This window comes from Alkalibacterium sp. f15 (assembly GCF_049389645.1).
Lineage (GTDB): Bacteria > Bacillota > Bacilli > Lactobacillales > Carnobacteriaceae_A > Alkalibacterium.
In genome coordinates this window covers 1,995,391-2,007,661 of the sequence record NZ_CP186540.1, presented here as the reverse complement: position 1 = coordinate 2,007,661, position 12,271 = coordinate 1,995,391, and the positions used below count along the sequence as shown (strand labels likewise).

Annotated in this window: 12 protein-coding genes and 1 riboswitch; of the genes, 4 read left to right on the top strand and 8 right to left on the bottom strand. The window is 41.2% G+C overall.

The window, feature by feature from the left end:
* Positions 1-203: 203 nt before the first annotated feature.
* The 4 genes from ACO1PF_RS09670 to ACO1PF_RS09655 form a co-directional block, all read right to left on the bottom strand.
* Complete coding sequence (locus ACO1PF_RS09670) at positions 204-1,469, bottom strand: mechanosensitive ion channel (protein ID WP_423188845.1); 1,266 nt, start codon at positions 1,467-1,469, stop codon at positions 204-206.
* A gap of 128 nt (positions 1,470-1,597) precedes the next feature.
* Complete coding sequence (locus ACO1PF_RS09665; RefSeq protein ID WP_423188844.1) at positions 1,598-2,476, bottom strand: DegV family protein; 879 nt, start codon at positions 2,474-2,476, stop codon at positions 1,598-1,600.
* 21 nt (positions 2,477-2,497) lie between these two features.
* Positions 2,498-3,082, bottom strand: coding sequence for a hypothetical protein (locus ACO1PF_RS09660; RefSeq protein ID WP_423188843.1), 585 nt, complete (start codon positions 3,080-3,082; stop codon positions 2,498-2,500).
* Positions 3,083-3,130: 48 nt separating this feature from the next.
* Positions 3,131-3,412, bottom strand: a complete 282-nt coding sequence (locus ACO1PF_RS09655; RefSeq protein WP_423188842.1) for a DUF503 domain-containing protein — start codon at positions 3,410-3,412, stop codon at positions 3,131-3,133.
* 257 nt (positions 3,413-3,669) lie between these two features.
* On the opposite strand from ACO1PF_RS09655, the gene ACO1PF_RS09650 reads away from it, so the two are divergent.
* The 4 genes from ACO1PF_RS09650 to ACO1PF_RS09635 all read left to right on the top strand — a co-directional run bounded on the left by ACO1PF_RS09650 (position 3,670) and on the right by ACO1PF_RS09635 (position 8,294).
* Positions 3,670-5,193 carry a ClC family H(+)/Cl(-) exchange transporter gene (locus ACO1PF_RS09650; RefSeq protein WP_423188841.1) on the top strand — a complete coding sequence of 508 codons (1,524 nt, stop codon included), beginning with the start codon at positions 3,670-3,672 and terminating at the stop codon, positions 5,191-5,193.
* A gap of 132 nt (positions 5,194-5,325) precedes the next feature.
* The gene (locus ACO1PF_RS09645; protein WP_423188840.1) at positions 5,326-6,252 is read left to right on the top strand and encodes a DUF368 domain-containing protein; all 927 of its coding nucleotides are present in this window, start codon (positions 5,326-5,328) and stop codon (positions 6,250-6,252) included.
* A 106-nt stretch (positions 6,253-6,358) separates the two neighbouring features.
* Complete coding sequence (gene phrB, locus ACO1PF_RS09640; protein WP_423188839.1) at positions 6,359-7,720, top strand: deoxyribodipyrimidine photo-lyase; 1,362 nt, start codon at positions 6,359-6,361, stop codon at positions 7,718-7,720.
* A 136-nt stretch (positions 7,721-7,856) separates the two neighbouring features.
* Entirely contained in the window at positions 7,857-8,294 is a 438-nt protein-coding gene (locus ACO1PF_RS09635) for a hypothetical protein (RefSeq protein WP_423188838.1), read from the top strand.
* A 106-nt stretch (positions 8,295-8,400) separates the two neighbouring features.
* On the opposite strand, the gene ACO1PF_RS09630 is transcribed toward ACO1PF_RS09635, so the two are convergent.
* From ACO1PF_RS09630 to ACO1PF_RS09615, 4 genes are all read right to left on the bottom strand, one after another.
* Positions 8,401-8,850, bottom strand: coding sequence for a DUF305 domain-containing protein (locus tag ACO1PF_RS09630; RefSeq protein WP_423188837.1), 450 nt, complete (start codon positions 8,848-8,850; stop codon positions 8,401-8,403).
* A 164-nt stretch (positions 8,851-9,014) separates the two neighbouring features.
* Complete coding sequence (locus ACO1PF_RS09625) at positions 9,015-10,748, bottom strand: Na+/H+ antiporter NhaC family protein (RefSeq protein WP_423188836.1); 1,734 nt, start codon at positions 10,746-10,748, stop codon at positions 9,015-9,017.
* Between the two features lie 81 nt (positions 10,749-10,829).
* Positions 10,830-10,997, bottom strand: a riboswitch (Lysine riboswitch).
* 156 nt (positions 10,998-11,153) lie between these two features.
* Entirely contained in the window at positions 11,154-11,807 is a 654-nt protein-coding gene (locus ACO1PF_RS09620) for a carbonic anhydrase (protein ID WP_423188835.1), read from the bottom strand.
* Positions 11,808-11,968: 161 nt separating this feature from the next.
* Complete coding sequence (locus tag ACO1PF_RS09615) at positions 11,969-12,118, bottom strand: hypothetical protein (RefSeq protein WP_423188834.1); 150 nt, start codon at positions 12,116-12,118, stop codon at positions 11,969-11,971.
* Positions 12,119-12,271: the final 153 nt, after the last annotated feature.

Sequence of the window (12,271 nt, the reverse complement as noted above, 5' to 3'; positions counted from 1 at the left end):
CTGATTCGGTAGGTTCCTAGCTAAAAGGTCATTGAAAACGTCGAACTTTAGCATTGTTCGGTAAGTTCAAAAAGCCTGTGCTCATGAACTTACCGAATTCACTCATTACATATTTAAAAACTCAACTATGTAGAAAAATCCGGAAGAGCTTGAACGCACTCTTCCGGATTATCTTGTTTATTCAATTTTACTGCGTTGAATTATTATAGTGCGGGTGTATCATCTTTTGGTGTACTTGGTTTTGCACTTTCTTCATCGATTTTTTGGTCTACGCGTTCTAGTTGTTTTCTAGCGAAGTCGCGGCCGCCTAAACCGAATGAGACTGCGAATGCTACGGATAAACCACCAATAATGAATAAGAAAGCAAGGTTAACGATGTTAGAACCGAAGTTCAATTGGTCTAATGCCATGAATAAAGCAAAGGCAATCAGAATATATTTAACTAGTTCTCCAGCAAACCTGCTGCCAGTAGTGTTCTTAATGCCTGAAGCTAGCATCTGTCCACCAACGAATGCGAGTCCGATAATAATTGCAGCAAATAAGACATTAGGCAAGTACAGGATAATTGAAGCGACGATCGTGTTAAGCATATCCAAGTTCAAAGCATTTAACGCTTCAACTAAGAAGAATAACCCAATCAAAACTGCGACGATTTGTCCTGATAATTTAGCTAAATCAACATTCATCTTACCAGACTTGTTCAGGTATGATGAATATTTGTTGAAGCCTGTGCCTCTGAGTAAGTCAGCTAACATATCTCCCACAAATTTAGCTATGACCATACCAACTGCGAGCAATACGACTGCTACCAGAATGTTTGGTATAGCGTTGAGGATGGTATTCAACACGTCACTTACGGGTTGTGCAATCGTTTGAATGTTCAATACATCAAGAGCCACTAATACGATCGGTACAATAACTAGGAAGTAAACAATATTAGCAATTACTGAGGCTAACGTGTTCTTGTTTTCTTCAATAGCTGATGTATCTGTATCCCCTCCAGTGAATTTGTTTAAAAATCTGTCTAGATTTGCTGCAATAGCAATGTTATAAACGAGATTCTTAACAAATTTAGCAGCGTAGAATCCTAAAACTAAGATAATGATAGCTGAAATGATATTTGGTATAAATCCTAATGCAGTAAACAACATGTTTTCGATTGGTGCCCCAATTGCATCTAGTCCAAATATGGCAAAGATACCTGGTAAGAATAAGACCCATACTAGGAAATAACCCACTTTACCAAGCGCTTCAATCATGAAGTTGCCTTGCTCTTCATCGTTCGCGGCACCCCATTTTGTCAGTTTGGTTGACAGGTTGATTGTTTGAAGCCCTTTAACAATCGCTTTTTTGACTAATGTTGCGACGATCCAAGCTACGACAATGAGTGCTATGCCCATTAACAGTGCGGGTAAAAAGTTAATGAAATTAGATAGTGCATTTTGAAATGAATCTGTTACGTTGTTCATAATTATCCCACTCCTTTTCTTATTTTTATAACATCTTTAGTATATCCAAGGCCACATTAAACGACAACTGATATGCTTTTTTGGATATTAAAAGACTTCCTGTTGTAAAAAACAGGAAGTCTTTTCTATTATTTATCTATATAAACGTAATGCTCTGGTTTCTGATCGAGATAAAATACTCCAACACCACCGATACCTAAATGTGCCGCGAGTACCGCTCCGATATCAAAAATCTGAATAGATGCGTCAGGCAAGGCTTCTTTTACCATAGCTTCCAGTTTCAGTGCCGTACCATAATCGTTCACGTGACTGATCGTAATCAACTGGTCTGTAAATGAGTCGACCCCTTTTTTCATTTCTTTGACCATCCGTTTGTAAATACGATCTTGACCTCGAACCAGTTTCTTTAAATAGATCCCCGTTTCATTTACAGATAAATAGGGCTTGATACTTAGCATGTCCCCGGCTGTCCCCGCCGCTTTAGGTAGCCGACCACCCTTGACCATCCACATTAAATTATTCAAGGTGAAGTGATACTGGATGTGTTCTGCATTCCATTTCGTCTGTTCTACTATGGTTTCAAAAGCTTCCTCACGTTTTGCCATTTCCATCGCCTGAAGTGCCAGCAGTGCGCCGCCTCCGGAACCGCCTTTGGAATCGATCACAGCAATATTCATTTCAGGGTATTTTTCTTTATACTTTTCAACGATCGTCTGTGCTACCTGAAACGTGCCGGAAAACTGACTGTAAATGGCAATGTAAATGACGTCTTCTCCTTGGGCACGGGCTTTATTAAGCGCATCGATAATGGTTTTAGGCGATACTTGCGATGTTTTAGGCAAGGTTCCTTTTTCCATATGTGCATGAACTTCTTCCAGTGAAATATCCACTTGATCTAAGTAATCTTGCTCGTCGATAAAGACGCTTAATGGTAAAAAGTCATATTCATACGTTTCTTTCATAAAGTCGTTCTGATCGATCCCTGAGTCAATTAATATTCTTATCATAATTTTTCTCCTCGTTTGTCATTAGTTAAGTAAATCCTTTATTTCTTCAATTGTAACTGGCTCATCAAAATAACGATTCCAGGTCGTTTTCAAGTGTTCGAGTGAAACGTTCCCGTATATGGCCATAGCTTTCTCTTTCCAGCTGTTTAATATTTGAGCTTTTTTATTGTCACTGGATGAAAATGCATCAGCCGTTTTATTATTTGACTGCAGGCGATCTCTCACACTGAATAAAACTTCTTCAGGGATAAGCAGCAAGATACTGTCAGCTTCTCTGGCAACGAAAAAGAACCCTTTTTTGATCAACGGTACAAAGCCTTCAATATCGGTCAGTGTTTTCACACGGTATATGTTGGTTTCTAGATCGGGTAAACGTATCAGTACCTCTTTAAGGATCGGGTGATAAATCGTTTCCGCCTGCTCGGTCGTATTTTCAGCTAGGGCATTCACCATTTCAGTTTTATTCCAACTTTTTTTAACCGCTACCGCTTGTCTTTCTGCCTGGTCCACGAGTTCTGCTTTGGTGTGGCCTTTCAGCAAAGCAACCAGCTCTGTATTCTTTTTGTCCCATTTAATATAGGCAACGTTTGCTTCTGTACTAGTCATCTTAACGTCCTTTCGTTTAATAGCCTTCACTACTTGTACTCTGTTCAGTTACACTTCCAACCAGTTAAATTCTAAAATTTCCACTTCATAATTTTCTTCGATTTCTTTCAACGCAGCTTCCAGTCGCTGCCGACAAAGTTGTCGGTTATTCCCGACGATTCCTATACCGATCACCGCTTTATTGTGCATATCTAATTCATCCACTTCAGCGACAGATAAATGATGCCGATTTTCAATACGTCTCAGGATGCTTTGTATGACACTGCGTTTATCTTTCAATGAATAAGCATCAAAAATCAACAGTGTCAGTTCTACTCCCATCAATACCATAAGATTCGTCCTCCTTGAAAAAAATCGATTTTTTCCATTTATATAATAACTATCCTATAAACAAACTTATATATAGTTTCTCAAATACTATTAAACCGATTTAATTAAGCTTTTTCAAGTATACCATATTCTATTTTCTCATAAATAGATGTATTTTATTTCATTATTTCATGAGAAAAGTAAGAATCTTGTATATTTTATCCCCATAATACTATAAAATGAACTTTATAAATTTTTTTATAAAGTTGGAGTGTGTTATGAAATCATTACGTATATTTGACTGGTCAAAAATATCATATGTTGCCAGAGGAATGCTCGTTGGTGTTTTAGCTGGCGTTATTATCAGTTTGTTCCGTTTATCGGTCGAAATACTGCTTGACACGGTAATCGAAATTTATCAATTTTTAAACGAGAACCCCATTTGGATCATTGGCTGGGTTGCCTTGATGATGCTTTTTGCCTTTATTATTGCTTTGCTTATCAAGCATGAACCAGATATTCGTGGTTCAGGTATCCAGGATATTGAAGGCCAACTGCACGGCTCACTTAAACTCAACTGGTCTTCCATTATTTGGAGAAAGTTTATTGGGGGCACATTAGCTATCGGTTCTGGTCTGGCACTTGGTCGTGAAGGTCCGTCTATTCAGTTAGGTGGCGCTGTCGGTCAGGGTGTGAACCACTTTTTAAAAGGAAATCGATCGCAAGAAAACATTTTGATTTCCGCCGGAGCCAGTGCTGGCTTGTCGGCGGCCTTTAATGCGCCGGTCTCAGGCATCATGTTTATTTTGGAAGAAGTGCATCATAAATTTTCGGGTGTCCTGCTTCTGACTGCATTTTCTGCATCGATCACAGCTAACTTTGTAGCCTATCAAATCTTCGGTGTGGAAGCGGCTTTAAATTTAGGCTCGATGCTGCAGTTTCCGCTGGAACACTATGGACATCTCGTCTTGATGGGCATCGTACTGGCCCTGGGCGGATGGTTATACAAAGAAGTGTTGCTTGTCATGCCTAAGCTTTACAGCATGTTACCTATACCCCCTTATTTATATGGGTTCGTTCCCTTTTTACTGGTCGTTCCTGTGGGACTCTATTTTCCTAACATGCTCGGTGGCGGAACCGGTGTGATCAATATGATCAATGGCCGCTCGACGACGCTCTGGTTTTTAATCGGTGTCTTTGTTTTCCGTTTTATTTTTTCGCAAGTTTCTTATGGCTCTGGATTACCGGGTGGTATATTCATTCCGGTATTAAGTCTCGGTGCATTGATCGGAGCCATCTACGGAAATGGTGCCTTATGGGTCACAGGGATCGAAGATATCTTCTTGCGCAGTTTCATCATTTACGCCATGGGAGGTTTCCTAACGTCTGTGACTAAAGCGCCTATGACCTCGGTGATGCTTATCACTGAAATGACGGGTACGGTGACCCATCTTATGCCTTTAGCCGTTGTGTGTTTAGTCTCCTATGTCGTTACTGACTTTGTTGGTTCCGGACCGATCTATGAAGATTTACTTTACCGCAAAGTCAACCGGAAACCGCGCGTCTTTGAAGGTGAAGTGGCTGAAATCGAGATTCATGTTGAAGTCGATTCTAATTTAGACGGCATGATGGCCCGACAATTGACGCTGCCTTTTGGTGCGCGGATAATAAAAATCAGACGACATGACAACGAATTTATGCCTCACCAGGATACTGTCTTTTTTGCCGGTGATGAACTGATCATTACCACCGATAAAGGCTTCGTTGCTGAAGTAAGGAAACGTCTCAATAAACTGAATTAACAAGCGGAATGTGACCTCTTTATTTAGTTTTTGACTAAGCTGAAGTTGGTCACATTCTTTTACGAAAAATTTCAAGATTCTATGGTAAACTATGTATCAGTTACGTCATCATTATTTTTTAAGGAGATTTTTATGCATTATATATGGTTAGCAATCAAAGGATTATTTATCGGTATTTCAAATATCATTCCCGGTGTTTCCGGGGGAACGATGGCCGTATCTTTCGGCATCTATGATGATGTCATACACGCCTTTACAAACGTAAGAAAAGAATTCAAACTCAGCATGCGTATCCTGGGTCCCTTGATCGTAGGTGCACTGATTGGTGTGGCTGGTTTTTCCATGGTCATCGAGTGGTTATTAGCCGAACACACGCTGTACACCGCTTTTGCTTTTGTCGGACTTATTCTCGGCGGTTTGCCGATCTTATCACAGTCGCTGAAAGATAGTTTCAAACAAGAACAGCGAAAAGCAAACGGTGTGCATGTCATGCTCTTTGTCGTCTTTTTCCTCCTCGTTTCGTGGATGGGTGTGGCCGACATCTCAGGCGGTGGTCCTGAAACCATCAGTCTAGGCTTTGGTCCGCTCGTGGCTCTCTTCTTTGTCGGACTCGTTTCCGCTGCAGCGATGGTCATTCCGGGCATCAGCGGCTCGTTATTGATGCTCATCATGGGTTATTACTACGCAGTCGTTTATACGATCAACGGCTTTACAAGCTCTCTTGCTGCCTTTAATATTGCCGAATTGATCCCCTTTACGCTTCTCCTTTTAGCCTACGCTTTCGGTATGATCGTGGGGATCATCCTGATCAGTAAAGTGATCGATTACTTTTTTAAAAACTACCCTAGTTTCACTTACGCTTCAATTCTAGGCCTTGTTCTCGCTTCACCGATCGCAGTGATCGCCAATACGAATGCACTGAGCAATTTAACTATCGAAGACGCCTTTGTCAAACTGTTTGTTGCCCTGGTCATTGCTTTAATCTGTTACGCTTTGACATTCGGTTTAGGCAAAACAGATGGTGTCGAAGAAGACTTACCTGAAGAATCTCACGTTTGATTTTATTTATCTAAATCCTGCTATTCCTTATTTGAGTCGTAAGACAATAAATGAGGAATAGCTTTTTTTATTGAGACCCATATACATCATCGAAAAGGAGAACATTATGAGTGATCGAATCAAGAATTTAAACACGAACGAAACGGCAGACAAAGCTTATGTCGTCTATTGGATGCAAGCCAGTCAGCGTACTGACTATAATCACGCCTTGGAGTATGCTATCGCGCAGGCCAACGAGCTGGATAAACCGCTGCTCGTTTATTTCGGTTTGACCGCCGATTTCCCTGAAGCGAATGCGCGTCATTATACGTTTATGCTCGAAGGCTTGCAGGAAGTGAAAACAGAGTTAAGTGCACGTGGTATAACGTTTATCGTACAGCTCACTTCACCAGAAAAAGGCGCAGTCACTTTGGCAGAAGATGCGGCTTTGATGATCGTTGACCGCGGGTATTTACGTATTGAACGTGAGTGGCGTGACCATGTCGCGAATGCAGTCTCCTGTCCCTTCGTTCAAGTCGAGACGAATGTCATCGTCCCTGTGGAAGTCGCTTCAGATAAAGAAGAATATGCGGCACGGACGATTCGCAGTAAGATCCATAAACAACTCGATGCATATTTAGAACCGTTACCCAAAACAGAGATCGTTCATCCTTCTCTTGATTTGGATTTGCCGTATAAAAAGGTGGATATCTCGGATATCTCTTCCTTGATAGATGAATTAGGCTGCGACCAGAGCGTCCCGGCAGTGAAGTGGATCAAAGGAGGAACGTCTCAAGCCAAAAGTCGTTTGGCTCATTTCATCGAAAATAACTTGCCCGATTACGATGAAAAGAGAAACCAGCCTGGTCTGGCGATCACTTCTGATATGAGTCCCTACCTGCATTTCGGTCAGATTTCTCCCTTATACATGTATGACCAGTTAGCAGACGCACCTGCTTCGGAAAATAAGAAAGCATTTATTGAGGAATTTGTGGTACGCAGAGAATTGAGTATGAATTTTGTTTATTATAATGACCAATATGATTCCTATACCTGTCTACCGGACTGGGCCAAAGAAACACTGGCCAGCCATGCCGATGACGAGCGAGAAACGGTGTATAGTCTTGAGGAACTCGAAACGTCTGACACCGCCGACCCCTACTGGAATGCGGCACAATCTGAAATGGTGAAAATGGGTAAAATGCACGGCTACATGCGCATGTATTGGGGCAAGAAGATCATCGAGTGGAGTCCGTCGCCCGAAGAAGCTTATTCCAGAGCGCTGTATCTGAACAACAGATATAATCTCGATGGCCGGGACCCAAATAGTTTTACCGGCATCGCCTGGTGTTTCGGTAAGCATGACCACGGCTGGAAAGAGCGCCCTGTTTTTGGAAAAGTCCGCTATATGAACGCCAAAGGCCTCGAACGAAAATTCAAGATGTCAGACTATTTGCTACGCGTAGCCAATAGTCTCCCGAATGATTAGCTTATGGTTTAGCAGTTCATTCACGGAACCCCATTTCAGTAACCTCAGACAAAGCTTTGTCTGAGGTTTCATTATTGCCTTTTTTGGGACGGATCGGTTAAGCTCAGTGTGAAATGAATGTTGAGTCTGTCATCTGGTGGTCGAGAATGTCGAACTCACTGACGAATTAATTCTGAGTCTGTCATTTGGTGGTCAGAATGTCGAACTCACTGATGAATTAATTCTGAGTCTGTCATTTTGCAATCAGAATGTCGAACTCACTGATGAATTATCTCTGAGTCTACCTTTTTACCCTCGAAATGTCGAACTCACTGATGAATTAATTCTGAGTCTACCTTTTCACCCTCGAAATGTCGAACTCGCTGAAGAATTATTGCTGAATCTACATTTTCACCCTCGAAATGTCGAACTCACTGATGAATTAATTCTGAATCTACATTTTTACCCTCGAAATGTCGAACTCACTGATGAATTATTGCTGAGTCTACCTTTTTACCCTAGAAATGTCGAATTCACTGATGAATTATTGCTGAGTCTGTCATTTGGCGGTCGGAATGTCGAACTCGGGAAATAACATCTGCCGAATCTGCACTTCAGCAAAAAATATGCCTTCTATAACAAGAAAAGTCTAGAGCAGCCACGAAAGTGACGGCTCTAGACTTTTCCTTTATTGAAGATTTTTATTCGTTGTCCAACTCTTCAATCAACTGTTCCATTTCATCTATTTCTCTTTTTTGGGCTTCAATGATGTTATCGGCCAATTCTTGTACACGTTCATCTTCGATACTTGCGCGTTCGCTTGTCAGGATGGCTATAGAGTGATGGGGTATCATCGCTCTCATCCATGAAACTTGGTCGACTGTCGTCTGACTTCTGACAAGAAATAAACTCACACCGAATATGACGGCAGCACTCGCCAGGATTATGGCATTCAATTTTTTGTTGTCATACATGTGCCACATAAAGAGCATCATTATAACTGCCATCGTAGCCCCCATGAGGATCGCCATATAAATACGGGTTTCACTCAGCGTAACATGAGAAAATTCAAATACGTTTAAGTACATCAGAAAATACATAACAACCGTTGATGTCAAGATCATGGCTCCGAAACGGATATATTTTTTCATTTCGATCGTTACCTCCTTGAACTTTTTATTTGTGGTCCTTATATTAATAGCCTATACCTGAAATTAAATCAGTGCAAACAAAAAGCTTAGTCAATAGTGATAAACAGCAGCACTGTCAGGCAGGCTAATGCGTTTCACTTTGACTAAGCTTCTAAATCACAGATTTATTCTTCTGTGATATTATCTGTGGTGTCTATTTTTTTACCGAAAATGTAGATTACAGCAACAATCGCGATCATTGCAATCGGCAAGACGAGCATCACGGACATTCCAAACGCTGACGGGATATACCCGAAGAGTATTGAGATGATCGCTACGGCAACCGCATAAGGTAACTGTGTTTTTACGTGATCCATCAAGTTCGATCCAGCTCCCATGGAAGACAGGATCGTTGTATCTGAAATAGGTGACGCATGGTCTCCAAAAATAGCGCCTGTCAAAACAGCTCCGGTCGACATGATGACGAAATCCGCATTTCCAGGCTGCATAGCTGTTGCTAGAGGAATCGCCAGGGGCATTAAAATACCCATTGTGCCATACGACGTCCCGGTGGCAAAAGAAATAATAGCTCCAAGTAAAAAGATGACCGTTGGCAATAAGACTGGTGGCATCGTTCCACTGAGTAAAGAGACGAGATAATCGGCTGTGCCAAGATTTCCCATGACACCTGACAGTGACCAGGCAAGTAACAGAATCACTCCGGTAATCATCAGTGTTTTCATCCCGTTGACCCAAATATCAATACCTTTACCGAACGAGAAGTGCCCTTGCGTAACGCCCATGATCAGCGCAATTATACTCGCAATCAATGCGGCCTGGAAAAGAACGACAGACGCATCAGAAGCACCAAACACTTCTCTCAGTGTTTCAAAAGAAAATGGTGAATTCTCAATGACTTGAATTACTGCTGTATTATCAGAATCTAATATTGCTTGACGACCATTCGTATAAAAGCCGACAAAACTGAAGACAATGAGTGAACCAATTGGAATCAAGGCGTTCCAAACCGACGTTTTTCCTTTAACAACAACTTCCAGCTCTTCATCTTCATTTTCACTATAAGATCCTTTAGCTATGAGTTCATGCGTGTCTCTTGAACGTTTTTGAGCTTTACGCATAGGTCCGAATTCTCTTAATGTGATTGATGTAATTAAAACGAAGAACAGCATCAATATGTTATAAAAACGGTAAGGGATGGTTTGTAAAAAGATCCCATAGGCATTAACGTCTTGACCAATCGACTGGAAGGCATCGTTGATCAGCCCAACTTCATAACCGATCCAGGTTGAAATCAAGGCGATCCCCGCAATCGGTGCAGCTGTGGCATCGATAAGAAAAGCCAGACGTTCTCTGGAAATTTTCATTTTATCAGAAACCGGACGCATGATGGGTCCGACGATCAAGGCATTCGCATAATCATCAAAGAAAATCATTAGTCCAAGTACCCATGTTATGAGTTGAGCGCTGACTGGTCCTTTGGCTTTTTTAGCTAAACTTTCAGCGATGGCACGCGCCCCACCTGTGGAAGTGATGAGTGCAATCAGTCCACCGATAGCGAGAACTTGCAGGATGATCCCTGCATTCCAAGGATCAGCTAGTGAACCTAACAGGTAGTCGACGATATCAGTGAAGCCATAGAGTAGGCCAAATAAAATATTGGCTCCTCCTGCATATTGTATGACCACAGTGCCCGTAAAGATACCTATGAAGAGTGACAAGACCACATTCTTTGTAACAAAGGCTAAAATAATGGCGACAATGGGCGGAATCAACGTTAAAGGTCCCATCGATTCTGCGAGATTTCCGTTCACCTCTTGGGCAAAAACGGGTGTCGGTATGAGCGACATGAGTGTTGCGAGTAAAAGTATCAAACTGAATGGTTTAACTAGTTTTTTCATTATTCTTCTCCGATCTATAATTTTATACATAGAAAAAAGCACCCAAGGGCAAAATTCCTCAGATGCTTTATAATTCGCATATTTAAGAATAGTGCTCCACGCAAGCGTGACAGTCATACGCTTATTAAACGTATGACCAGGACAAGTGAGATGACGCTCACCTTCCTTCGGCAAAGAACCCTTTCCTGTTTATCATTGGCTGTCATGCCTCCAAACAGTACTCTTTTTCTTTGCGCCTCTATCTTTTATTCTGTTTTCAACGTTTCTTATACTACGCTATTTTTCTTTATAATTCAAGGTTTATTATAATTTTCTGATTTTAACAGAAACCTCGATTTGAAAAAAACTCTTGAATTCCGCTGCAGTTACAGTTTAAATCAGCACGATCCCTAAAAATATCTGCTTTTAACTGTGATCTGTTGACTTTAGCTGAGACACGATCGGCGTGAACCGTTGCGTCTCCTCGTCATACATCGCTACTTCTCCTTCGCCGATATCGTAACGCCATCCTTCGATTGAAAGGTTCCCATCTGCAATGCGTTCATTTATAAAAGGATATTCTTTTAAATGTTTGAGTTGTTCGACCACATTTAATTCTTCCATCATACGTGCTTTAGTATCCGGGGTCTCATCGCCTGCATTCTTCTCGATTTCTTCACGCACGATATCAAGCGGCTGCAGGTAATCTTTTGTATAAGGTAGTTGTGACAATTGATCTCTTCCTGTCAGTACTGAAGCGCAGCCACCACAGTTGGAATGACCGCAGACAATGATCGTCTTAACTTCAAGGACAAGGACAGCATATTCGATACCTGAAAGTGTCGTCATGTCTCTGGTTCTTGCATCGAATGACGGAACGGTGTTGGCGATATTTCGCAACACAAAAATATCGCCCGGTTCAGCGCCCAATAAAATTTCTGGGCTCACTCTGGAATCTGAGCAGCCGATAAATAATATTTCCGGGTGCTGCTGCAACTCTAAATCATGATATAGTGTTTCATATTCTTTATATGTAATCATCTGGAAAAATTCCAGTCCTCGTTTGATTTTTTCAATCATAGTTGTTTCCTCTCAGTGTATGTTAAATAAAAAAAAAGAAGCTCCGTGGATGATTAAATCCACGCAGCAACCAGTATAACAGTTTTAAATTTTAAATGTAACTGTCTAATTCCTTGTAAAACACGAGGACCATCTTATTGGCTCGAATCGATCTAATGCAGTTAACGATATTTTTTGTTTTCTTCCATCAAATAAGCTTTGTCTATTTTTTTCCCGACCACGACGAAAGAGATAATTAATCCAGACACAGCAGCCACAAGAGCCCCCATAGTAGCAATGATCAATAGAATCATTTTTTTCATATTACTCATTATCCAACCTCCTATTCTTTCAAAGAGATAAGCCGTCATCACAAAATGTTCGTCTTTTTTGCTTTTCCCAATGATATCATCCGAATCTGATAAAATGGTTCTTCGCATTTATTCAAGACCAGCCATATATAAATCGATTTAAGATACGAATGA

Bases quoted from the DNA above. Each gene is read 5' to 3' on its own strand.
- ACO1PF_RS09670 (WP_423188845.1), bottom strand. From the start codon at position 1,469: ATGAACAACGTAACAGATTCATTTCAAAATGCACTATCTAATTTCATT.
- ACO1PF_RS09665 (WP_423188844.1), bottom strand. From the start codon at position 2,476: ATGATAAGAATATTAATTGACTCAGGGATCGATCAGAACGACTTTATG.
- ACO1PF_RS09660 (WP_423188843.1), bottom strand. From the start codon at position 3,082: ATGACTAGTACAGAAGCAAACGTTGCCTATATTAAATGGGACAAAAAG.
- ACO1PF_RS09655 (WP_423188842.1), bottom strand. From the start codon at position 3,412: ATGGTATTGATGGGAGTAGAACTGACACTGTTGATTTTTGATGCTTAT.
- ACO1PF_RS09650 (WP_423188841.1), top strand. From the start codon at position 3,670: ATGAAATCATTACGTATATTTGACTGGTCAAAAATATCATATGTTGCC.
- ACO1PF_RS09645 (WP_423188840.1), top strand. From the start codon at position 5,326: ATGCATTATATATGGTTAGCAATCAAAGGATTATTTATCGGTATTTCA.
- phrB (WP_423188839.1), top strand. From the start codon at position 6,359: ATGAGTGATCGAATCAAGAATTTAAACACGAACGAAACGGCAGACAAA.
- ACO1PF_RS09630 (WP_423188837.1), bottom strand. From the start codon at position 8,850: ATGAAAAAATATATCCGTTTCGGAGCCATGATCTTGACATCAACGGTT.
- ACO1PF_RS09625 (WP_423188836.1), bottom strand. From the start codon at position 10,748: ATGAAAAAACTAGTTAAACCATTCAGTTTGATACTTTTACTCGCAACA.
- ACO1PF_RS09620 (WP_423188835.1), bottom strand. From the start codon at position 11,807: ATGATTGAAAAAATCAAACGAGGACTGGAATTTTTCCAGATGATTACA.
- ACO1PF_RS09615 (WP_423188834.1), bottom strand. From the start codon at position 12,118: ATGAGTAATATGAAAAAAATGATTCTATTGATCATTGCTACTATGGGG.